The 22,139-nt window shown below is 73.3% G+C and carries 20 protein-coding genes; 6 read left to right on the forward strand and 14 right to left on the reverse strand.

Features of this window, described 5'->3' with window-relative positions:
- Positions 1 to 363: 363 nt before the first annotated feature.
- Positions 364 to 966 carry a beta-glucanase gene (locus ACH4E8_RS25495; RefSeq protein WP_398452550.1) on the forward strand — a complete coding sequence of 201 codons (603 nt, stop codon included), beginning with the start codon at positions 364 to 366 and terminating at the stop codon, positions 964 to 966.
- Positions 967 to 1,016: 50 nt separating this feature from the next.
- Here the strand turns inward: ACH4E8_RS25495 and ACH4E8_RS25500 are convergent, their stop codons facing one another.
- Complete coding sequence (locus ACH4E8_RS25500; RefSeq protein ID WP_398452021.1) at positions 1,017 to 2,597, reverse strand: N,N-dimethylformamidase beta subunit family domain-containing protein; 1,581 nt, start codon at positions 2,595 to 2,597, stop codon at positions 1,017 to 1,019.
- Positions 2,587 to 3,873: an MFS transporter gene (locus ACH4E8_RS25505; protein ID WP_398452024.1), complete on the reverse strand. Its 1,287-nt coding sequence runs from the start codon at positions 3,871 to 3,873 to the stop codon at positions 2,587 to 2,589. Before ACH4E8_RS25505 ends, ACH4E8_RS25500 begins: the two co-directional genes overlap by 11 nt.
- 66 nt (positions 3,874 to 3,939) lie before the next feature.
- Here ACH4E8_RS25505 and ACH4E8_RS25510 point away from each other — a divergent pair, with 66 nt between their 5' ends.
- Positions 3,940 to 4,494 (forward strand): CGNR zinc finger domain-containing protein, encoded by a 555-nt coding sequence (locus ACH4E8_RS25510; protein ID WP_398452027.1) that lies wholly within the window; start codon positions 3,940 to 3,942, stop codon positions 4,492 to 4,494.
- A gap of 53 nt (positions 4,495 to 4,547) precedes the next feature.
- Here the strand turns inward: ACH4E8_RS25510 and ACH4E8_RS25515 are convergent, their stop codons facing one another.
- Positions 4,548 to 5,984 carry a PLP-dependent aminotransferase family protein gene (locus tag ACH4E8_RS25515; RefSeq protein WP_398452030.1) on the reverse strand — a complete coding sequence of 479 codons (1,437 nt, stop codon included), beginning with the start codon at positions 5,982 to 5,984 and terminating at the stop codon, positions 4,548 to 4,550.
- Here ACH4E8_RS25515 and ACH4E8_RS25520 point away from each other — a divergent pair.
- Positions 5,983 to 6,915 (forward strand): DMT family transporter, encoded by a 933-nt coding sequence (locus ACH4E8_RS25520; RefSeq protein ID WP_398452032.1) that lies wholly within the window; start codon positions 5,983 to 5,985, stop codon positions 6,913 to 6,915. The two genes, ACH4E8_RS25515 and ACH4E8_RS25520, sit on opposite strands and share 2 nt — an antisense overlap.
- A gap of 96 nt (positions 6,916 to 7,011) precedes the next feature.
- Positions 7,012 to 7,209 carry a DUF1918 domain-containing protein gene (locus ACH4E8_RS25525; protein WP_398452035.1) on the forward strand — a complete coding sequence of 66 codons (198 nt, stop codon included), beginning with the start codon at positions 7,012 to 7,014 and terminating at the stop codon, positions 7,207 to 7,209.
- Positions 7,210 to 7,232: 23 nt separating this feature from the next.
- Here the strand turns inward: ACH4E8_RS25525 and ACH4E8_RS25530 are convergent, their stop codons facing one another.
- Positions 7,233 to 8,486, reverse strand: a complete 1,254-nt coding sequence (locus ACH4E8_RS25530; protein ID WP_398452038.1) for a glycoside hydrolase family 10 protein — start codon at positions 8,484 to 8,486, stop codon at positions 7,233 to 7,235.
- A gap of 179 nt (positions 8,487 to 8,665) precedes the next feature.
- Between ACH4E8_RS25530 and ACH4E8_RS25535 the strand changes: the two genes are divergently transcribed.
- A complete protein-coding gene (locus ACH4E8_RS25535) occupies positions 8,666 to 9,526 on the forward strand; it encodes a 3-hydroxybutyryl-CoA dehydrogenase (protein WP_398452040.1) in 861 nt (286 codons plus the stop codon).
- Positions 9,527 to 9,641: 115 nt separating this feature from the next.
- Here ACH4E8_RS25535 and ACH4E8_RS25540 read toward each other — a convergent pair whose 3' ends face one another.
- The 10 genes from ACH4E8_RS25540 to infC all read right to left on the reverse strand — a co-directional run bounded on the left by ACH4E8_RS25540 (position 9,642) and on the right by infC (position 21,436).
- Positions 9,642 to 10,172: an NUDIX hydrolase gene (locus tag ACH4E8_RS25540; protein ID WP_361958917.1), complete on the reverse strand. Its 531-nt coding sequence runs from the start codon at positions 10,170 to 10,172 to the stop codon at positions 9,642 to 9,644.
- 169 nt (positions 10,173 to 10,341) lie between these two features.
- Positions 10,342 to 11,694 (reverse strand): transcriptional regulator, encoded by a 1,353-nt coding sequence (locus tag ACH4E8_RS25545; protein ID WP_398452042.1) that lies wholly within the window; start codon positions 11,692 to 11,694, stop codon positions 10,342 to 10,344.
- A gap of 606 nt (positions 11,695 to 12,300) precedes the next feature.
- Positions 12,301 to 13,392: a PP2C family protein-serine/threonine phosphatase gene (locus ACH4E8_RS25550; protein ID WP_398452044.1), complete on the reverse strand. Its 1,092-nt coding sequence runs from the start codon at positions 13,390 to 13,392 to the stop codon at positions 12,301 to 12,303.
- 319 nt (positions 13,393 to 13,711) lie between these two features.
- Positions 13,712 to 16,240 carry a phenylalanine--tRNA ligase subunit beta gene (gene pheT / locus ACH4E8_RS25555; RefSeq protein ID WP_398452045.1) on the reverse strand — a complete coding sequence of 843 codons (2,529 nt, stop codon included), beginning with the start codon at positions 16,238 to 16,240 and terminating at the stop codon, positions 13,712 to 13,714.
- Positions 16,240 to 17,373 (reverse strand): phenylalanine--tRNA ligase subunit alpha, encoded by a 1,134-nt coding sequence (pheS, locus tag ACH4E8_RS25560; protein WP_398452048.1) that lies wholly within the window; start codon positions 17,371 to 17,373, stop codon positions 16,240 to 16,242. The genes pheT and pheS overlap by 1 nt, the downstream gene beginning before the upstream one ends.
- Positions 17,374 to 17,547: 174 nt before the next feature.
- Positions 17,548 to 18,696: an ATP-binding protein gene (locus ACH4E8_RS25565; RefSeq protein ID WP_398452051.1), complete on the reverse strand. Its 1,149-nt coding sequence runs from the start codon at positions 18,694 to 18,696 to the stop codon at positions 17,548 to 17,550.
- A 178-nt stretch (positions 18,697 to 18,874) separates the two neighbouring features.
- Positions 18,875 to 19,711 (reverse strand): TrmH family RNA methyltransferase, encoded by an 837-nt coding sequence (locus tag ACH4E8_RS25570; RefSeq protein WP_398452054.1) that lies wholly within the window; start codon positions 19,709 to 19,711, stop codon positions 18,875 to 18,877.
- Between the two features lie 183 nt (positions 19,712 to 19,894).
- Positions 19,895 to 20,281, reverse strand: coding sequence for a 50S ribosomal protein L20 (gene rplT / locus ACH4E8_RS25575; protein ID WP_361535772.1), 387 nt, complete (start codon positions 20,279 to 20,281; stop codon positions 19,895 to 19,897).
- A gap of 143 nt (positions 20,282 to 20,424) precedes the next feature.
- Complete coding sequence (rpmI, locus tag ACH4E8_RS25580; protein ID WP_214938272.1) at positions 20,425 to 20,619, reverse strand: 50S ribosomal protein L35; 195 nt, start codon at positions 20,617 to 20,619, stop codon at positions 20,425 to 20,427.
- A gap of 130 nt (positions 20,620 to 20,749) precedes the next feature.
- Positions 20,750 to 21,436 (reverse strand): translation initiation factor IF-3, encoded by a 687-nt coding sequence (gene infC, locus ACH4E8_RS25585; RefSeq protein ID WP_361959108.1) that lies wholly within the window; start codon positions 21,434 to 21,436, stop codon positions 20,750 to 20,752.
- Positions 21,437 to 21,743: 307 nt separating this feature from the next.
- Between infC and ACH4E8_RS25590 the strand changes: the two genes are divergently transcribed.
- The gene (locus ACH4E8_RS25590) at positions 21,744 to 22,124 is read left to right on the forward strand and encodes a DUF1844 domain-containing protein (RefSeq protein ID WP_398452059.1); all 381 of its coding nucleotides are present in this window, start codon (positions 21,744 to 21,746) and stop codon (positions 22,122 to 22,124) included.
- Positions 22,125 to 22,139 lie beyond the last annotated feature (15 nt).

Consider the following 22,139-nt stretch of genomic DNA (forward strand, 5'->3'; position numbering starts at 1 on the left):
AACCCTCCTCAACCATGGCATGACTATACGCAGCACCGCAGTGTTATGCAATCACCCGAATGGGTCAGCCCTCGGAGCCTCCGTCCGGCCAGCACGCCGGCCCGGGCTTCTCTATCCCGCGCCGCCAAATCACGGTGTCACCATTTCGTGTCATGCAGTGAAGATTCCGGCATGGGTGCACCGGGCACGGGCAGAACCCGGTGCGAGAGCGCCCGTGCCGGGAGGTGGGTCGTGTTGGCGGGATTCCTCGACGGACTGGGCAGGCTCAGACGGCGATGGAGCGAGTGGGGCGGGAGGGGCGGGGCAGGGCCGGGCGGTGGGGATCCGGTCTTCACCGCGGACTTCGCGTCGAGCACGCAGTGGGTGGCCGGGCGCTCCTGGGCGTACCCGGGCGGCGGACCGGTCAATCCGGGGGACAACAAGCTGGATCACCTGGTGGCCGACCCCGCCTACAGCCGGGGCGGGGTCTTCCGGGCCACCTTGCGGCCGGACGGCCTGTGGGACGCCGGGTTGCTCACCACGGAGGGCAGCGACGAGGGCTTCGCGCTGCGCGCCGGCGACGTCTTGGAGGCGCGGGTGCGGCTGCCGACGGAGATGGGGGCGTGGCCGGCGATCTGGACGTGGGCGGACGGAGGCCAGGAGGTCGACGTCTTCGAGTACCACCCGGACAATCCGGACCTGCTGGAGCTGTCGAACCGGGTGCGCGGGGGCCAGCGCTACCACCGGGACCCGGCGATCGGGCCCGGTGCCTGGGTGGACCTGACGGTCGAGTTGGGGGCGCGGTCGGTCGTGTGGTGGGTCAACGGACAGCGGGTGTACGACGACCACCGGGGCGTGGGTCGGCGCTGGCGGGCGTATCTGATCGTGAACCTCTCGGTGTGCGCGGGGCGTTACCACCCGGCGCCGGCTGCGGGGGTCTCGGAGATGTCGTACGAGGTGTCCCGGCTGGTGGTGCGCCGGCCGTAGGCCCCGGAGCGCACGGCGCGGACCGTGCGGACGGGACGGGAAGCGCCGGCTCAGGTCGCGTACACCGCCGCGACGTTGTCCCTGGGCTGCGGTCGGGCGGTGGCGGCCGGGCCCTCGGCGAAGGCGCGCAGCAGGTTCTCGGTGGTGCGGGTGACGAAGGCGCCGGTGCGGGCGTCCATTCCGTGGTTGCGGCCGTTCTCCCGCGTCCCCGCCATCAGCCCTTCGACCCAGCGCATCGTCCCGGTGGCGAAGACGCCGGCGCCGCTGGCCGCCGTGTAGTAGGCCGAGTCGGCGTGGCTGCGGCGTCCGTTGCAGACCAGGGGCGAGTGGCCGATGATCTCCAGCGGTCGCGGGGTGGGCGCGCCGGGAGTGACGCGGTCGTACTCCACGCCGACCAGGTGGTCGAAGCGGTCCCCCGCGCGCACCCCGGTCCCGGCGAAGAGCCAGTGGTCGGGGGCGTGCACGACGTAGGGGGCGTCGGTGGGGTAGCCCTCGTAGAGGACTCCGGTGAGCGGGGACTCGGGGTCGGCGGCGGGCGGTTGGCGGAAGTCGTTCGTCGGCAGGTCGGGGTGGGACGCGAAGTAGGGGTCGTCCTGGTAGGCGGTCTTGTAGCAGACCACGGTGCGGGGGTTCCCCGGGGCGGCGTCCTCCAGTCGGACCCGGCGGTAGCAGGTGTTCGCGCCGAGGAAGGCGAGGTTGGCGCCGGCGTCGCGGGCCGCCGTGACGTGCTGCCGCTGCTGCGGCGTCCAGTACTCGTCGTGGCCGAGGGAGAGCACCGCGGTGGCGCCGCGCAGCGCGGCCGGGTCGGCGTGCACGTCTGCGCCGGTGGTGTACGCCAGCGGGATGCCGAGGCGTTCGGCGAGGACGACGAGGGCCCGTTCGTAGACGAGGAACTTCTCCGCGCCGTCCAGGGCGTAGGGCCGGTCGAAGGTGACGGCGAGGGAGCGGGAGGAGTACGCGCCGTCCTCGCCGCGGTAGAGGTCGTGGCCGCCCCAGGTGTTGTACGCCTGCCAGGTGGCTACGGCGTGCATCACGACGGTGCGCCCCGCGGCGCTCGGGGAGCGGACGACGAGGGGGACGTAGCGCTGGTGGCCGTTCTCCGCGTCCAGCCGCAGCAGGTACGCGCCCGGCGGCCAGCCTTCGGTGGCCACGTCCATGGTGCGCGCCCAGTCCGCGCGCACGGTGCGGGTGGCGCCGTCCAGGCGGCCCGGGGGCTGGCGGTGGCCGGCCGTGCGGGGCGAGCGCCAGACGAGGCGGGCGCCGGCCGCGTCGTACCAGCCGATGCGGTACGCGGAGACGGTGAAGCCGGGTGCCGTGGTGGACACGTGCAGGCCGAACCCCTCCCCCGGCAGGACGCTGACGCGGTCCGGGTAGCCCTCGACGGCGTCGGGCGGGCCGGTGGAGCGCAGCTGCCAGTCAGCGTTGCCGGCCAGGCCGCGCTCGGCGGCTTCGGCGGCTTCGGCTGACGGGGACGCGGTCGTGGTCCGGGAGGCCCCGGTCGGGCCGTTTCCCGAGGTGTCGCAGGCGGCGGTCGCGGCGGCGACGCCGACGGCTCCCGCGGCTCCGAGGAAGCGCCGTCGGTCGAGGCCGGCCCGCTCTCGTGCGGGGTCGCGTGGTCCGTCAGCCTTCACCAGCCGCTCCCGTGCGCCCGTCCGCCCCCGCCTGCGTGGCCCCCTGCGCGTCGATCCTCCGCGAGGGGGCGTCGTCGGACGACCGGGGAGGGCCGAACGGGTCGGGGCGGCGCCAGGCGGCGTGGCAGAGGAGGGCGAGCAGTTGGACGGCTGCGGCGGTCAGCAGCGCGAGGGGGAGGGAGCGGGTGGCGAGGGGGCCGGCCGCGGCGGCGCCGACGGCGAAGCCGCTCAGTTTCACGCTCGCACCGGTGGTGAAGATCTGGCCGCGCAGGCGGTGCGGCGCCTCCCGGTGGCGGATCGCGAACACCGCGGTGAGCTGCGGTCCTTCGGCGGCGCCGAGCAGGACGGCCGCGGCGAGGAGCGCGACGGGGTGGACGGTGGCGGCGAGTGCGAGGGCGAGGGCCAGGACGGCCGTGCTCCAGCCGACGACCGCGTCCGGGCTCAGGGGTGCGGGGTGGCGGGCGAGCAGGGCGTTGGTGGCGAGCGCGGCCAGGGCGACGACGGAGAGCAGGACGGTGCCCTGGCTGGTGCCGCCGAGTGCCTGCTGTCCGATCAGCGGGGCGCAGGCGATGAGCATGCCCTGTCCCGCGCAGGAGATCACGGAGGTCGTGGTCGCGCGGGCGAGCGGAGCAATCCGTACGATCGCGCGGAATCCGGCCGCCAGGTCCGCGCGGATGGACCCCGTCGGGCCGTCGGTGGCGCTCCGGTCGGTCCGCGGCGGCAGGGCGAGGGCGACGGGCAGGGCGAGGGCGACGAGTGCGGCCGAGACCACGACGGCGGCGTCCGCGCCGGCGAGGTGCGCGGCGAGGCCGGCGAGCGCGGGACCGAGCAGCCCGGCCGCGTTGAAGGTCATCGCGTCGTACGCGTTCGCCCGGGGCAGGGCCCGTGGGGTGACGACCCCGGGCAGTTGGGAGGTCCAGCCGCCGGCGATGGCCGGTCCGAGGAGCCCGGCGAGGACCGCGATGGCGAGGGTGAGTGCGGTCGGGACGCGGCCGAGGCAGCCGAGGACGACGAGGAGCGCGGCGGCGTAGCCGGCGAGCGCGGCGGAGAGCAGCCGGCCGGGGCGGGGGGTGCGGTCGAGGAGGGCGCCGATCAGCGGGCCGCCGACGGCGGCGGCGACGGTGAGCCCCGCGAGCAGCGCGGAGGCGGTGGCGGCCGACCCGGTGGCGGCGAGGGAGGCGAGCAGCAGGGCGGGGCCGGACATCTCGTCGCCGGTGCGGGCCGCGGCCGCGCCGATGGTGTAGCGCGCCAGCCCGGTTCCGTAACGCTTCAACATGCTCAGCACGTTACGGAGGTAACTCAATTATTCGCTAGTTGCGTTACATGGGGTACGTTCGACGGTATGGCCACCACGAGCGGAACCTGGTCGGCGCGGCACTCGGTCCAGGCGATGGCGGACCGTACTGCCGCCCTGGTCAACGCCCTGAGCTGCGACGCCCCCTCCCCGGATGCGATCGCTGCGGTGTTGCGGGCGCACGGCGAGACGGACGTCGGGGCGTTGGCGGAGCGGGACGTGGTGGAGATGCGGGCCGCGGCGCAGCAGCTCCGCACGGTCTTCTCCGCCCGGGACGTGGACGCCGCGGCCGAGTCCCTGAACGCCCTGCTGCCGCGGAGCACCGGGGCGCTGCGGCTGACCTCGCACCACGGCGCCTCGCCCTGGCATCCGCATCTGGACGGCCAGGACGATGCGCCGTGGGGCGAGTGGCTCTTGGCGTCGTCGTGTCTGGCGCTGACCGTCCTCCTCTGGGACCGCCAGCGTCCACCGGGCGCCGTGTGCACCTCGTCGAGCTGCGAGAACGTCTTCCTCACCGTGGGCAGCGGGCCGGAGCGCCGCTACTGCTCGCGGCGGTGCGCGACCCGCGAGCGGGTGGCGGCGCATCGGCGCGCCCGCGGCTGAGCCGCGTCGCGCAGCCGTCAGCCCCGGATTCCGTCGTACGCGGTCCTCATCCGTCAGCCCCGGACTTCGTCGTACGCGGTCCGCAGCCGGCGCACCCCTTCGGCGATCTCGCCGGGGCCGGCCACCCCGGCGAAGCTCAGGCGCAGATGGCCGGCCGGGGGCTCGGCGCCGAAGTACGGCCGGCCGCCCGCGACCGCGACGCCGGCGCGCAGTGCGGCGGACTGGAGGGCGGCCTCGTCGACGCCTTCGGGCAGTCGCAGCCAGCAGTGGAAGCCGCCCGGCGGCACGTACGGCAGGAGGAGTTCGGGCAGGGCGGAGCCGAGCGCCCCGGTCAGCGCGGTGCGACGGGCCGCCAACTCGCCGGCGAGGGAGCGCAGGTGACGGCTCCAGGCGGGTGAGCCGACGAGTTCGAGTGCGGCTTCCTGGAGGGGCCGGGCGACGAAGAAGCTGTCGACGACGTGGATGGCCCGCAGCCGTTCCAGCACCGGGCCGCGGGCCGCGAGCACGCCGACGCGCAGGCTGGGCGAGCAGACCTTCGTCAGGGAGCCGACGTGCACGACGACGCCGTCCCGGTCGTCGTCGGCGAGGGTGCGCGGCAGCGGTCCGGAGCCCTCGTGCGCCAACCGCCGGGCGAAGTCGTCCTCGACGACGAACGCGTCCGCGGCGCGGGCGATCCGCAGCACCTCGGGGCGGCGGGCGGCGGACAGCACCGCGCCGGTCGGGTTCTGGAAGAGGGGCTGGCAGACGAAGACGCGGGCGCCGGTGGCCTGGAAGGCGGCGGCGAGGAGTTCGGTCCGCACGCCGTCCGCGTCCACCGGGACGGGTACGGGTCGCAGCCCGGCTGCGCGGGCGATGGCGAGCAGTCCGGGGTAGGTGGGCGACTCGACGAGGACGGGGGCGCCGGGCGGGGCGAGGGCGCGCAGGGCGGTGGTGAGCGCGGACTGTCCGCCCGCCGTGATCAGCGCGTCCGCCGCGGTGAGGGTGGCCCCGACGCCGCGGGCGAACCACTCCCGCAACTCGTGCAGGCCCTCGGTGGGCGGGCGGCTCCAGGCGCCGGGGCGCCGCCCTGCGCGGGCCAGGGCGGCGGCCATCGCCCGCTCGGGTTGGAGCGCGGGGTGCAGATATCCGCCGTTGAACTCGACGACGCCGGCGGGGGGCGCGGCGAGGGTGGCGAGGACTCCGGAGGCGTCGACGGTGCGGGGCACGAGTTCGCCGGCGACGGAGGCGCTGAGGGTGACCTCCTGCCAGGAGGTGTCGCCGGCGGACGGCACCTCGGCCCGCGGCTGCGCCCGGTAGGCGCCGGCGCCGGGACGGGTGACGACGAGCCCCTCCGCGGTGAGCTGAGCGAGGGCGCGGGAGACCGTCACGGGCGAGACCCGGAAGCGCTCGACGAGCGCCCTGCTCGACGGCAGCTTTCCACCTGGAGAGTAGTGGTCAAGCTCCTTCTTCAGCTTATCCACCAACTCAGTCACACTGCTACGCTCTTGCATGACAGCACAGGATAGCGCTACTCGCCCTACGGCGATAACAGTCACCACCGCAGCGGCCGCGCCGGCCGACGGCTCGGCCCGCGGCGGCCTGCTGCTCGCCGCACTCGGCGTCGTCGCCTTCTCCCTCACCTTCCCGTCCACGGTGTGGGGGCTCGAATCCTTCGGCCCGTGGTCCCTCGTCTGTCTGCGCAGCGTGCTGGCGGCCCTGGTCGCGGGCGGCTTCCTCCTCGCGCTGCGGGTCCCGCTGCCCGAGCGAAGCCACTGGGGTTCCCTCGCGGTGGTCGCGGGCGGCGTCGTCGTGGGCTTCCCGCTCCTGACCACCCTGGCGCTGCAGTCCTCGTCCGCCTCGCACGCGGCGGTGGTCGTGGGGCTGCTGCCGTTGACGACCGCGGTGTTCGCGGCCGTACGCACCGGTCGTCGCCCCTCCCGGACGTTCTGGCTCGCGGCGCTCGCCGGCGCGGCCGTGGTCATCGGCTTCACCGTCGCGGCGAGCGGCGGCCGGCTGCAGGGCCCCGACCTGTACCTCTTCGCGGCCCTGCTGGTGTGCGCGGCCGGCTACACCGAGGGCGGCCGGCTCGCCCGTTCGATGCCGGGCTGGCAGGTGATCGGCTGGGCGCTGGTGCTGTGCCTGCCGCTCGCCGCGACGGGCTCCGTGCTGGCGCTCGCGCAGGAGCCGGTGCGCTGGACGGCGCAGGGGGTGGCGGGGCTGGTGTGGGTGGCCCTGGTCTCCACCTTCTTCGGGCTGTACGTCTGGTACCGGGGCATGGCCGCGATCGGCATCCCCCGCGCGAGCCAACTCCAACTGGCGCAGCCGCTGCTCACGCTCGTGTGGTCGGTGGTGCTGCTGGGCGAGAGCCTTGCGCCGGCCGCGCCGCTCGCCGCCGTCGCGGTGCTGGTGTGCATCGCGGTCACCCAGCGGGCCCGCGCCTGAGGGAGCCGGCCGGATCGGTCGTGGAGGTGCGCGCCGGACCCTCCGCCGTAGACTCGGAAGGACACGGACCACCCGCCTTCGAGGAGGTCTCTCCCGATGCACGCGAACGTGGGCGACAAGCTTGTGGTGCACGGCAGGACCGTGGGCCACCACGACCGGACCGCCGAGGTCGTCGAGGTGCTGGGCGAGGACGGCGCTCCGCCGTACCGCGTCCGCTTCGACGACGACGGCCACGAGTGCCTGGTGTCGCCGGGCCCCGACACCGTGGTCCGGCCGCACGAACAACCCGCCTGACCTGCACGCCGCCGCCCCGGCCGTCACGTCGGCGGCGACACCTTGCTCGGATAGTGGTCGGCGACCACGCGCGCCATCGCCCCGATGCGGTCGGCGCCCACCTCCTTCGCCGAGAAGAAGCAGTGGCCGCGCACCTCCGCGTACTCCTTCGCGAGGGTCAGGTGGCGGGACAGCTCCGCCGGGTCCTGCCACGGCGCGCCCTGCGCCGGGTCACCGGCCTTGTACAGCGCCTCACCGATGTAGAGCTGCACGCCGGTGCCGCGGACGAGGGAGTTCCACCAGGGGATCAGCTTCGCGTAGTCGGCGGCGGCGTAGCCGATGTTCCAGTACACCTGCGGGACGACGTAGTCGATCCAGCCCTCCTTGACCCAGCGCCGGGTGTCGGCGTGCAGGTCGTCGTAGGTCTCGATGCCGGCGCGGGTGTCGGAGCCGCGGGAGTCGGTGCTCGCGTTGCGCCAGACCGCGAACGGGCTGATCCCGAAGGACACCCCGTCCCGCACGTCCTTGATCCGCCCGGACATCTCCCGGACCAACAGGTCGATGTTGTTCCGCCGCCAGGCCGCCTTGTCGGTGAAGCCGGCGCCGTGCCGGGCGAAGGTGGGGTCGTCGCCGAAGCTCTGTCCGGCCACGGGATACGGGTAGAAGTAGTCGTCGAAGTGGACGCCGTCCACGTCGTACCGGCGCACCGCGTCCACCATGGCGTCCTGCACGAAGGAGCGCACCGCCGGGTTGCCCGGGTCGTAGTACAGCTTCCCGCCGTACGGCAGCACCCAGCTCGGGTTCAGCCGGGCCGGGTGGTTCGCGGCCAGCCGGGAGGGGTCGGTGTGGGTGGCGACGCGGTAGGGGTTGAACCACGCGTGCAGTTCCAGACCGCGGCGGTGGGCCTCCGTGACGGCCGTGCCCAGCGGGTCCCAGCCGGGGTCCTTGCCCTGCACCCCGGTCAGGTACTGCGACCACGGCTCGTACGGGGACGGCCACAGCGCGTCCGCGGCCGGCCTGACCTGGAAGACGACCGCGTTCAGCCGGCGGGCGACGGCGGTGTCCAGGTGCGCGATCAGCTCCGAACGCTGTTTGTCGGCGGTCAGCCCCGACCTGGACGGCCAGTCGCGGTTGGTGACGGTCGCCAGCCACATGCCGCGGAAGGCGCGCTCGGCGGCGCGGCCCGTACCCCCGCTGCGCCCGTCGACCTCCGTCGTGGCGGCCGCGTCCCCGGCCGTCGCCAGCCCGGCCAGCGCGCCGGCCGTCGCGATGAACCCTCTTCTGCTGATGCGCCCCATGTGCTGCCCGTTTCCCTCTCGCTCCGTCGCGCTCCGTTGCGCTCCGCATCCGAAGCCTGCCCGCCCCTGCCCGCCGTCCACACCTGGTTCCGGAGTAACGTCGTGGGGTCGAGGCGGGCGCCGGAACCTTACGGGGGATCCCGCACGGAAACAGCGAAAGGCACGAGGTGACGGACTCAATGGCCGACATTGCACGCGTCGGAGTGGTGGGCTGTGGCCAGATGGGCGCAGGCATCGCGGAGGTGTGCGCCCGCAGCGGCCTGGAGGTGAAGGTCGCCGAGACGACGGGTGAGGCGCTGGAGCTCGGCCGCACCCGGTTGCAGAACTCCCTGTCGAAGGCCGCCGAACGCGGCAAGATCAGCGAGGCGGAGCGGGACGCGACGCTGGACCGGCTGAGCTTCACCACCGACCTCGGGGAGTTCGCCGACCGCGATCTCGTGATCGAGGCCGTCGTGGAGAACGAGCAGGTCAAGACGGAGATCTTCCAGGTCCTCGACCAGGTGGTGACCCGGCCGGACGCCATCCTCGCCTCCAACACCTCCTCCATCCCGCTGGTCAAGCTGGCCGTCGCGACCTCACGCCCGGACCAGGTCATCGGCATCCACTTCTTCAACCCGGCCCCGGTGCAGAAGCTGGTGGAGCTGATCCCGGCCCTGACGACGTCCGAGGAGACGATCAAGCGCGCCGAGGCCGTGGTGCAGCAACTGCTCGGCAAGCACGCGATCCGCGCGCAGGACCGCTCCGGCTTCGTGGTGAACGCGCTGCTGATCCCGTACCTGCTCTCCGCGATCCGGATGTTCGAGTCGGGCATCGCCAGCCGGGAGGACATCGACAACGGCATGGAGCTGGGCTGCGCCCACCCGATGGGCCCGCTGAAGCTCTCCGACCTGATCGGCCTCGACACGGTCGCGTCGGTGGCCGACTCGATGTACGCGGAGTTCAAGGAGCCGTTGTACGCCGCTCCGCCGCTGCTCCAGCGCATGGTGGACGCGGGCCGCCTGGGTCGGAAGTCGGGTGCGGGCTTCTACCCGTACGCGTGACGGCGCCGTACGCCCCTTCGTGAGTCCTTGAGCGCGCGCCCAGCAGGAGCCGGGCGCGCGCCGCTTCGGCTCGGACCGCGGTGGCGGGAGCGCCCCGGTCCTCACCCGTGGGGGCTTACCCCAGCCGCATGTGGTGCAGCATCAGCAGTCCGGCCGCCATGTTGGCGGCCGGGATCTGTCCTTGGGCGATGAGGTCCGGGATGACCTTCAGCGGGACCCACTCCCGGCGCGAGGACTCGAAGTCGTCCTCGGGGTGGCCGATGTAGGTCGCGCCCTCCGCCCAGTACAGGTGGTGCCGGGCGTCGATCAGGCCGTTGGCCGGTTCGACGGTCAGCAGGTGGCGGAGGGGTCCCGGCCGCCAGCCGGTCTCCTCCTCCATCTCCCGGGCCGCCGCCGTCTCGACGTCCTCGCCGTCCTCGACGACGCCCGCGGCCAACTCCCAGCCCCAGCTGTCGGTGATGAAGCGGTGGCGCCACAGCATCAGCACCTCGTTCTCCTCGTTGACCGCGGTCGCGACCGCGACGGCCCGCAGCCGGATGAGGAAGTGGTCCAGGTGCCGGCCGTCGGGGAGGACCACGTCGGCGAGGTTCACTCGGAACCACGGGTTTTCATACACAGTGTGTTCGTTCAGGTTCGTCCACTGCACTTTTCTGCCACCTTTCGGCCAGTAGGTGGCAACATCGCAGCAGTCAGGCTTTCCCCAAGGAATTGCCGGCAGTTACGGACCGGCCAGCCGGCAATGCCAGACAAAAAGTGCCTTTCGCCGGCGAAGCCAAGGGCGGAGCGCGACCGGCCGGCCCCGGGGCCGGCCGGTGTTACAGGGGTACGCGCAGCGCTTCGTCGATGAGGCCGGCGGCCTCCTGCGCGCTGGCGCTGCCGCTCGCGAGCAGGTGTTCGCGCACCGCCCGCAGCCGGTCCCGCAGCCGCCGCGACTCCATGCCGAGCGCCCGCTCGGCCATCTCCACGGCGGTCGCCGCCGCCCGGTCCGCCTCGCCGTGGCACAGCTCGATCTGGCAGAGCATCGCGAGCCGGTGGATCCGCCCGCGGTCGTGCGCGGGCGTGTCGGCCGCCGCGGAGGCGTTCACCCGGGCCGCCGTCAGGTCCCCCAGGCTCAACAGGGCCTCGGCGACCTGCACGTTGACCAGCCCCGGCTGGACGTAACCGGTCTCGTCGGGCTCGTCGCCGAAGTGGATGCGCTCCGCCTCCCGCTCCGCGAGCCGGATGCAGCGCAGCGCCGCGGCGTTGTCACCGAGGTGGGCGTACGCCTTGGCCTGCATCGCGTACAGGTCGGCGGCGAGCGCCGGGGTGAGCCGGCCGTCCGCGGCCCGTAGCGCGGCCTCCGCGAACGCGACCGCCTGGCGGTGTTCCGACCGGAACAGCGACTGGTTCACCAGCAGGGCGATCACGTACGCACCGAGCCCCCGATCACCGCTGGCCTTGGCGAGCCGCAGCGCCTGGTGGAAGTAGCGCTGGGCGAGCCCGTGTGCGTCGGAGTCGTACGCGCAGATCCCGGCGACGGCCACCAGCCCGCCGGTCGCGCGGTGCAGTTGCCGCCCGAGCGCGTCGTCGTACGAGCCGCGCAGCAGCGGTGCCGTCTCGGCGTTGAGGAAGCCGACGATCCGGGCGCGGGTGGCCACTCCCCCGGCCCTGCGGTACATCAACTCGTAGTGCGCGCGGGCCGCCCGCAGCATGGCGATGTCGGCCATCGAGACGCGGGTGCGGCCGGAGCGCGAGACGTCGGCGTCCTCCGGGGGGTTCTCCCACTCCCACACCGGCATCACGGCGGGGGTGCCGGTGACGGCGGGGGCGTCGATGACGTGCCGGCGCTGCTGCTCGTCGGAGCGCCACAGGGCGGTGGCCCGGTCGACGAAGCCGGAGAGCGGCGTGCCGGGCGCGGTGCCGTGCGAGCCGTTCACGCCGAAGCCGATGTCGCCGAGGGTCAGGGCGCGTTGCAGCCGCTCGGTGAGCACCTCGCAGATCAGGTCGGGCACTTGGCCGCGCGGGCGCTGGCCCTTGAGCCAGCGGGCGACGGCGGTGTGCTCGTACCGCAGCGCCAGGCCCCTGGCCCGGCCGGCTTGGTTGACCCGCACGGCGAGGCCCGCGTGGGAGATGCCGGCCTCGTCGAGCAGGGCGTCGAGCAGCGTGTTGGGCAAGGTGTCGGGCTGCATTCGGGCCCCCCGGGAACGTGGTCAGCCCAGCGTAGTGGACGGGCGGTTCACACGGGGTGTGAACGGAACGCGAGCGGTGCGGGCCCGTGCGCGCTGTCGCGGCGCGGTCGTGGCCGCTTGACTGAAATGCCTCTCAAGGAGGCGGCCGGACCGCCGGCTCCCCCTCGCACAGTACGGCGGTCCTCGCTTGCGCCGTCCGTCCTGCTGATCTGCCCGACACTCCGCGGCAGGGCGGACGGCGCCGGCCGCGCGGGCAGCCCTCGGAGGTCCCTACCTCCTGAGCGCGCGGCAGGCCGGGCCCGTCCTCACACGCACGGGGACGGGCCCTCGGCCCTGCGGTCTCGCCGTGCGGCGCGCTTTGTTGTCTCGTCTGCGGCCCGGCGCCGGGTTGCTCGCGCAGTTCCGCCCCCTACGCCCACAGGGCGTGGTGGGACCCCCAGCGCCTCCAAGCACCCTGCCCTCAGCCCGCAGACAAGTGACGGGGGCAGCGAAAAAGGGGCGCGGGGAACTGCGCGACCAGCCTCCCACCAGGCCGCAGAGACCAACCCACCCGCAGGGAACCCGCGGCTCCGACCCAAGTCACAAGCAAGCGCGCACAGGGCCGCGCTACTGGCGGGAGGGCTCTCGACGGGGGCTGCGGCGCGGCTGGCCGCACCGGGCCGGCGGCCGCGGTCGGTCGTTGCGCAGCACGAGCAGGGCCACGTCGTCCGTGAGCCGGCCGCCGGTGTGCCGCAGCAGCGCGGACTGCACCGTGGAGATCACCGTCGCGGGCGCGGCCGGCTGGCCCGGCGCCGCCTTGCGCAGCACGTCCTCCAGTCCGAAGAACCGTCCCGCGCCGTCCCGGGCGTCCGTGGCGCCGTCGGTGTGCAGCACCAGCGCCTCGCCCGGCAGCAGCCGACGGCAGCGGTACGGGGTGAGTTCGGCGGGCAGCGGGAACAGGCCCAGCGGGGGCAGCGGTTCGGCGGCGGCGAGCGGCCGGGCGCCGGGGCCGAGCCGATAGGGCCAGGGGTGCCCGCAGTTCAGCGCGGCCATGCCGCCGTCGGGGGCGATCTGGAGCAGCAGGACGGTGACGAACTCCTCGGCCGACGGGCTGCCCGGGTCGTCCGCCGCTGCGGCGGGGTGCTCGTCGCGGGCGCGCTCCCGCAGGTGCCGCTGGACGGCGCGGTCCAACCGGCGCAGTACGCCGGCGAGTTCGGGTTCGTCGTAAGCGGCCTCCCGGAAGCTGCCGAGGACGGCGGCGACCGCCCCTATGGCCGGCAGGCCGTGTCCGCGCACGTCCCCGATGACGACGCGCACCCCGTACGGCGAGGCGACGACCTCGTACAGGTCTCCGCCGACGGACGCGCCCCGGCTCGCGGAGAGTTGGCTCGCCGCGATCGAGAGCCCTTCGAGGCGCGGGGGCGGCGGGCGGAGCAACACGCGCTGGGTGGCGTTCGCCACGGCCCGCACCCGGCGCAGTTCGCGGCTGAGGCGCCGGCGCACGGCGAGGACCAGTCCGGCGCCCAGGGCGAGGAAGACGAGCCCCGCGACGATCCGTTCGCCCAGGCTCTCGGGGTGGTCGTGCGGCAGGACGACGCGGCCGGCGATGGCCGCTGCGCCGCAGGCCACGGGGAGTCCGAGCGCCAGTAACAGCCGTCGCAGCCGGGAGCGTCGACTCCGCCCCGGTCGGGCTGGCGCCCCGTCCGCCGGTGTGCGCATCCGACCGGGACGGAGCCGCTCGCCCCGGCGCACGTTCGGAGAGGGACGTACAGACCTGCTACGGATCATGCCGGTGGTCCCCTCGTAAGCCCCTGCCCGGCGCCGCCCGGCGCTCCGGGCCGCCCCTACGGCCGGGACGATTCTGTCGAGCGTGCGGGTGCGAAGGGAACAGCCTCCGCCCTTCTCACTCAAATGAGTGAGAATGCCGATGTGTTGTGAAAGTCGTCACAGCGGCGCGAGGGGCGTGTTCCCGGGGCCCGCGGTATGACGCGGCCCCCGACCGTGCTCCGGTGGTCGGGGGCCGCGTCACCGTACGGCGTCAGGCGCCGCGCAGGGTCGCCCCCGCGCGCTCGGCCGCGCTGGCGACGGCGGCGTCCCGCGCCGCGGTCGCCTCCTCGACCGTCAAGGTGCGGTCGGGGGCGCGGAAGCGCAGGGCGTACGCCAGCGACTTCTTGCCCTCGCCGAGCTGTTCGCCGGTGAAGACGTCGAACAGCCGGATGGACTCCAGGAGTTCACCGGCGCCCAGTCGGAGCGCGTGCTCCACGAAGGCGGCCGGGACGTGCGCGTCGACCACGAGGGCGACGTCCTGGGTGGCGACGGGGAAGGTGGAGATGCGCGGCGCGACCGGCGCGCCCTCGCCCGCCCGGGCCACCAGGTCCAGGTCCAGCTCCATCGCACTGCTGCGGGCGGGCAGTCCGAACGTCTTGGTGACGCGCGGGTGCAGCTCGCCGGCGTGCCCGACGGAGGTCTTGACCCCGTCGATCACGACGAACAGCTCGGCACAGCGGCCGGGGTGCCACGGACCGTACTGGGCCTGTTCGACGGCGAGTTCGGCGCCGGCCTCGCGGGCGACGGTCCGGGCCGCCTGCACCGCGTCGGCCCAGTCCGTCGGGCGTCCCTTGCCCCACCAACCGGCCTGCTCGCGGGCGCCGGCCAGCACCACGGCGACGTGCCGGGGCTGGTCGGGCAGGGCCGCGTCCAGGCCGGCCAGCTCCTCGTCGGAGGGGCGGCGGTCGACGCCGAGCGCGGCGGGCCGACGGGGCTCTGCGGTCGGGTGGAAGACCAGCCCGGTCTCGAAGAGCGCGAGGTCGTGGCTGCCGCGGCCGTCGTTGCGGCGCAGGGCGCCGAGGAGGCCGGGCAGCAGCGTGGTGCGCAGCGCGGGCTCCTCGTCGGACAGCGGGTTGACGAGGGTGACCAGACGGCGGTTCGGGTCGTCCGCGGGCAGGTCGAGCCGGTCCAGCGCGGACGCGCCGACGAACGGGTAGTTCAGCGCCTCGACGTAGCCTTCGCCGGCCAGCGCGCGCCCGACGCGGCGGTGCAGCCGCTGGCGCTCGGTGAGCCCGCGGCCCGAGGTGGGCCGGGGCAGCCGGGACGGGAGGTTCTCGTACCCCTCCAGCCGGATGACCTCTTCGGCGAGGTCGTTCGGCGCGGCGAGGTCCGGGCGCCACGAAGGGACGGTGACGACGAGTTCGTCCTGCCCGTAGACGTCGCAGCCGACCTCCTGGAGGCGGCGGACGACGGTCTCCCGGCCGTAGGCGACGCCGGCGACCTGGTCCGGGTGGTCGGCGCGCATGGTGACCGTGCGGGGGGCGCTGGGCGAGATGACCTGGGTGACGCCGGGCTCGGCGGTGCCGCCGGCGAGCAGCACCAGCAGGTCGACCGTGCGCTGGGCCGCGGCGGCGCCGGCGAGCGGGTCGACGCCGCGCTCGAAGCGCCGGGACGCCTCGGAGGAGAGCTTGTGGCGGCGGGCGGTCCTGGCGATGGCGACGGGGTCGAAGTGCGCCGCTTCGACGACGACGTCGGACGTGCCGCGGACCTGGCCGGTCTCGGCGTCGACCACGGTGTCGGCGATCTCGGTGTGGGCGCCGCCCATGACGCCGGCGAGGCCGATGGGCCCGCGGTCGTCGGTGATGACCAGGTCCTCGGGGTCGAGGACGCGCTGGACGCCGTCGAGGGTGGTGATCTTCTCCCCCGGCTGGGCGCGGCGCACCCCGATGGGGCCCGCGACCAGCGAGCGGTCATAGGCGTGCAGCGGCTGGCCGAGCTCCAGCATCACGTAGTTCGTGATGTCGACGGCGAGCGAGATCGGGCGCATGCCGGCCTTCTGCAGCCGGCGCTGGAGCCAGATCGGGGAGCGCGCCTCGGGGTTCAGCCCGACGACGGTGCGGGCGGTGAAGCGGTCGCACCCGACGGGGTCGGCGACCTCGACCGGGTAGCCGTCGGCGTTCGGGCCGGGCACGTCGAGCAGCGCCGGGTCGCGCAGCGGCAGCCCGTACGCGGTGGCGGCCTCGCGGGCGACGCCGCGCAGGGACAGGGCGTAGCCGCGGTCCGGGGTGACGGCGATGTCCAGGACCTCGTCGCGCAGCTCCAGCAGCTCGACGGCGTCCGTGCCGACCTCGTGCTCGGGCGGCAGCACGATGATGCCGCCGGAGCCGTCGTCGCCCATGCCCAGCTCGCCCGACGAGCAGATCATGCCGCGGGAGACCCGGCCGTACGTCTTGCGCTCGGAGATCTTGAAGCCGCCGGGCAGCTCCGCACCGGGCAGCACGACGACGACCTTGTCGCCGACGGCGAAGTTGCGGGCGCCGCAGACGATCTCCTGCGGCTCGCCCGATCCGTTGGCCCGTCCGACGTCGACCAGGCAGAAGCGGATCGGCTTCTTGAACTCGGTCAGCTCTTCGATCGACAGGACCCGGCCGACGACCAGGGGGCCGGTGAGGCCGGCGCCGAGCTGCTCGACGCTCTCGACCTCCAGACCGGCCGCGATGAGCTTGGCCTGTACGTCACGGCCGGTCGCGGTCGCCGGCAGGTCGACGTACTCCCGCAGCCAGGAAAGCGGGACCCGCATCAGATCTCCATCCCGAAGGGCCGGGTGAACCGGACGTCACCCTCGACCATGTCTCGCATGTCTTCGACGTTGTGGCGGAACATCAGCATCCGTTCGATGCCGAACCCGAAGGCGAATCCGCTGTACTTCTCGGGGTCGACCCCGCAGGCCACCAGGACCTTGGGGTTGACCATGCCGCAGCCGCCGAGCTCGATCCAGCCCTCGCTGGAGCAGGTGCGGCAGGGGCGGTCGGGGTTGCCGACGGACTGGCCGCGGCAGACGTAGCAGACCATGTCCATCTCGGCGGACGGCTCGGTGAAGGGGAAGAAGTTCGGCCGCAGCCGGGTCTTCATGCCCTCGCCGCCGAAGAGCGCCTGCACCATGTGGTCCAGGGTGCCCTTGAGGTCGGCCATGGTCAGGCCCTCGTCGATGGCCAGCAGCTCGACCTGGTGGAAGACGGGGGTGTGGGTGGCGTCCAGCTCGTCGGTGCGGTACACCCGGCCGGGGCAGATCACGTAGACCGGCAGCTCGCGCTGGAGCAGCGAGCGGATCTGCACCGGGGAGGTGTGGGTGCGCAGCACGACTCCGGAGCCGGCGAGCGCGTCGGCCGGGCCCTCGCCGCGGACGAAGAACGTGTCGTGCTCGCCGCGCGCGGGGTGGTCGGGGCCGATGTTCAGCGCGTCGAAGTTGAACCACTCGGCTTCCGCCTCGGGTCCTTCGGCGACCTCGTAGCCCATGGCGACGAAGACGTCCTCGATGCGCTCCGAGAGCGTGGTGATGGGGTGGCGGGCGCCGGCCGGTACGCGGTCGTAGGGCAGGGTGACGTCCACCGCCTCCTCGACCAGCACCCGGGCGTCGCGCTCGGCCTCCAGTTCGCCCTGGCGGGCGGCGAGGGCCTTGTTCACCGCGCCGCGGGCCTGGCCGACGCGCTTGCCGGCCTCGGCCTTCGCCTGCGGCGGCAGGGCCCCGATCTCACGGTTGGCGAGGGCCAGGGGCGAGGTGCCCCCGGTGTGCGCGACCTTCGCGTGGGCGAGCGCGTCGAGGTCCGGTGCGGCGGCGAAGGCGGCGAGCGCCTCGTCGCGCATGCGCTCGATCTCTTCCGGTTTCAGTGCCTCGACCTCGACCGGGTCGTACGACTTGTTGGGTGCCGACATCTCTTCCCGTACTTCCGATTGGCTTGGTGGGCGCGGCCCCGCTCGACGACGTAGGACGCAAAGGTGCCAAGGGCCGAGTCTAAAGGTCGCGCGGGGCGGGTGTTTCCGGGGTGAGCCCCGGGGCCCGGCGAAGGGGCTGCCGGCCGGGCCTTGCAGGGGTGGCCCGCGGGCGGCTCAGCTCAGATAAGCAGGAGCGCCGACGGGCAGGGTAAATCGGAACTCGGCGCCGCCGCCCGCTCCGCGGCCGACGGTGATCGTCCCGCCGTGCGCCTCGACGATGCCCTTGACGATGTACAGCCCGAGCCCGGTGCCGCCGCGCTTGCTGCCCCGCCAGAAGCGGGTGAAGACGCGGCTCATCGACTCCTCGGGGATGCCGGGTCCTTCGTCGCTCACGGTGACGGCCGTCCCTTCCTGGGTCGCCGGGTCGTCTGGGTCGTCGGGCGTGCGGTGCGCCGATGCGGGCGCCACGTCAATGGTGACGGTTCCCTCGCCGTGCCGCACCGCGTTTTCCAGCAGGTTGCCGAGAACCTGGTCGATCTTGTCCGGGTCGGCCCACAGGTCGGGCAGCGCGCGCCGGATCCGTACGAAGAAGCGGTCGGGGCTCTGGCCGCTGGCTATGTGGGCCTGGACGTGCCGGGTGACGGCGGCCGCGATGTCGACGGGCTGCCGGCGGACCTCCAGCCGGCCGGAGTCGATCCGGGAGATGTCGAGGAGTTCGGCGATGAGCCGGGTGACGCGGCCGGCGTCGGCGTCGACGGTCTCCAGCATCAGGCGCTTCTGGTCGTCGGTGAACCGCTCCCACTTGGCCAGCAGGGTGGCCGTGAAGCCCTTGACCGAGGTGAGCGGGGAGCGCAGTTCGTGGGCGACGGTGGCGATCAGCTCGGCGTTGCTTCGCTCGTTGCGGCGCCGCGCCTCGGTGCCGCGGATGCTGACGACGAGCCGTCGTACCGGCCCGGTGGGGTGTGCGCGCACGTAGCGGGCGGAGACCAGGACCTCCCGGCCGCCGGGGAGCAACAGATTGCGCTCGGGCTGTCCCACTCTGGTGGAGAGCCCGCCGTACGGGTCGGTCAGCGCCCACCAGCGCCGGCCCTTGAGGTCCTCCAGCGGCAGGACCCCGTCTAACGGGAGGCCGATGGCGTCGGCGCGGGAGACGGCGGTGATGCGCACGGCGGCTTCGTTGAAGCAGATCACCCGGCCGTGCTCGTCGGCGACGACGAGCCCGTCGGGGAGGTCGTCCGGGTCGACGGCCAGCGCCTCGGGGTTGTTGGAGGCGCACAGGAACGTCCCGTGTGTCTCCGCCAGTCCACTCGTCCCGACACTCATGCCCGCTTCCCCGCCTCTCCGCATCCGCGGCCCCCCGAGCCCGTCACCCTACTAGCTCAAGGTGACCGCTCGGACCCCCTGTGCTAGGTCATGCCTTCAAAGTCCCGTTTGCCTGGCCTGGGTCGACGACGCTACTTTGCCGACGCTTCCTGGTGCGCCGCCTGCGCGACCGTTGCGCTCATCGCGCGCTGGCGGCGCGCTGTGCGCGCGCCGAGGCGTAGAGACATACGGCCGCGGCGGTCGCCAGGTTCAGGCTCTCGGCCTTTCCGTGGATGGGCACCCGGACGACGGCGTCCGCGAGCGCCCTGGTCTCCTCGGGCAGTCCCCACGCCTCGTTGCCGAAGATCCACGCGGTGGGGCCGCCCATGGTGCCCGCGTCCAGCTCGTGGTCGAGGTCCCGGTCCCCGGCGCCGTCCGCGGCCAGGATCCGCACTCCGGCACCCTTCAGCTCCCGTACGGCCTGCTCGACGGGGACGCCGACGGCGACGGGGAGGTGGAAGTGGGAGCCGACGGACGCCCGGACCGCCTTCGGGTTGTACAGGTCGACGGAGGCGTCCGTGAGGACGACGGCGTCGGCTCCGGCGGCGTCGGCGCAGCGCAGGACGGTACCGGCGTTCCCGGGGTCGCGCACGTGCGCGAGGACGGCCACCAGCCGGGGCGCTCCGTGCACGATCTCCTCGAACGGCGAGTCGAGGAAGCGGCAGATGCCCACCAGCCCCTGGGGGGTGACGGTGGTGGAGATGTCGGCGATCACGGCTTCGTCCGCGAGGTGCACCCGGGCCCCGGCGTCGCGCGCGGCGCCCACGACGTCCGCGTGCCGCTCGGCGGCGTCGAGGGTGGTGAACAGCTCCACGAGCGTGGCGTCCCCGGCCGTCCGGTGCCCGGCGGCCTCCCTTACGGCCTGCGGTCCCTCGGCGAGGAACAGTCGCTCCTTGCCGCGGAAGTTCCGCTTCGCCAGCCGTCGGGCGGCGGCGACGCGCGGCGAGCGCGGGGAGATCAACTCGGGGGCGGCCATGGACTCACTTTCGGTAGGTCGCCCGCTGCCGGGAGCGTCGGGGCTGTTCAGGGGGCCGTTCAAGGGTCGCTCGTGGGCGGGGCCCAGTGGAGCGGTGCGTACGCCGACGAGGTGTGCGGATACGCACGGACCCGCAGGCCACGGGGGCCTGCGGGTCCGGAGGCGGTGCGGATCACGCAGCGATCAGGCCGCGGCCTTCGGCGCGTTCACGTCGGCCGGCAGCGCCTTCTGGGCGACCTCGACCAGCGCGGCGAACGCGTTGGCGTCGTTGACGGCCAGCTCGGCCAGCATCTTGCGGTCCACCTCGATGTTGGCGGCCTTCAGACCCTGGATGAGGCGGTTGTACGTCATGCCGTTCTGGCGGGCAGCGGCGTTGATCCGCTGGATCCACAGCTGACGGAAGTCGCCCTTGCGCTTCTTGCGGTCGTTGTAGTTGTAGACCAGCGAGTGGGTGACCTGCTCCTTGGCCTTGCGGTACAGGCGCGAACGCTGCCCGCGGTAGCCGCTGGCCTGCTCCAGGATCGCCCGGCGCTTCTTGTGGGCGTTGACTGCCCGCTTGACGCGTGCCACTTGTTAACTCCTTGTAGCGGGGTCGTGCTCGTGACGGCACGACCCGAAAACGAATAGGTCTCCCGGTCCCGGCGTCGTTCCTCCCCGTGCCCGCGTGCGCCGGCGCCCCTGGGGCGTGCGCTGCGCGGAGGCGGGGGACGACGTCACTTGCCGAGAAGCTTCTTGATCTTCTTGGCGTCGCCGGGAGCCATCTCCGCGGTGCCGGTGAGGCGGCGCGTCAGCGTGGACGGCTTGTGCTCCAGCAGGTGGCGCTTGCCGGCGCGCTCACGGAGCACCTTGCCGGAACCGGTGATCTTGAAGCGCTTCTTGGAGCCGCTGTGCGTCTTGTTCTTCGGCATCGCGCCGTATCTCCTCGTCAGTGACGCCCTCCCCGGCGCAGGGCGCAGGGCAGACGGGGGCGTCAATCTTGGTTTCGGACCGGGGCCGGGTGCCCGGGGCGAGCCCCAGTAACCCTCGGTAGCCCCGGGGTCAGCCCTCGGTGGGCTCTTCGGTCGGCGCGCTGGCCTGGGCCTTCGCACCACGGTCGGCCTTGCGTGCGGCCTGGGCCTCACGCGCTTCGGCCATGGCCTCGGTCTTCTTCTTGTGCGGACCGAGCACCATGATCATGTTGCGGCCGTCCTGCTTCGGGTTCGACTCGATGAATCCGAGGTCCTCGACATCGGACGCGAGACGCTGGAGCAAACGGAAGCCAAGCTCGGGGCGGGACTGCTCACGACCACGGAACATGATCGTGATCTTGACCTTGTCACCCTGCTTGAGGAACCGGACGACGTGACCCTTCTTGGTGTCGTAGTCGTGCGGGTCGATCTTCGGCCGGAGCTTCATCTCCTTGATGACCGTGTGCGCCTGGTTCTTGCGCGCCTCACGGGCCTTCATGGCCGACTCGTACTTGAACTTCCCGTAGTCCATGAGCTTGCACACGGGCGGCCGGGCGTTCGCCGCGACCTCGACCAGGTCGAGGTCGTATTCCTGCGCGAGTTCGAGGGCCTTGGCGAGCGGGACGATACCCACCTGCTCGCCGCTGGGACCGACAAGCCGCACTTCGGGAACGCGAATCCGGTCGTTGATGCGGGGCTCGGCGCTGATGGATCCTCCTCGGTAGCACCGCGCGGCCGACTGGCAGGCAGCCGCGTGACGTCTGTTTGGCAAGACCAACCGCGCAGGAGCACGAAAAATGCCCCGGACGGGACACAGGCGGCAGCTCCTCGAATACCGGGAGCACCGCCGCGGGGCCCGCGGGGCGCACTTCGGGCGGCTTCCATCGTCCGTACGGAACGATGGCCACCGCCTGACCGGTGACCCGCCGCCTCGGGGGCGGCCAGGTGGGAGATCGGAGCCTCCACTTGTGGGCCGGGCACATGCGTGTCCAGCCGGTCGTCACACAAGGTTAGCAGTTCCGGGCGGAAGGGGCTAACCGGCGGCCGGGACGGCGTGTCCCGGGGCGGGGCATAGGGTGGGCGCCATGAGTGACGCGACCCAGTCCCCCGCCCCCGACCCGGCCGGCGAGGCCCCGAACTTCGACGCCATGGCCCGCGACATCGCGGAGGTGCCGGCCGTCGAGGTGATCGTCACGGTCGCGGTGAACCTGATGAGCGCCGCCGCCGTGAAGCTGGGGCTGACGGAGGACGGTGCGGAGCACAAGGACCTCGACGAGGCGCGGAAGCTGGTGCACGCGCTCGCCGGGCTGCTGGACGCGAGCACCACGGAGGTCAGCTCCTTCCACGCGGCTCCGCTGCGTGACGGTCTGAAGTCGCTCCAGCTCGCCTTCCGCGAGGCGTCGCTGGTGCCGGACGAGCCGGGCCAGGGCCCGGGCGAGAAGTACACCGGTCCCGTCTACGGCTGACGCCCGTCCCCCGTT

Origin of the sequence: Streptomyces sp. NPDC017979, assembly GCF_044328175.1 — a bacterium.
Lineage (GTDB): Bacteria > Actinomycetota > Actinomycetes > Streptomycetales > Streptomycetaceae > Streptomyces.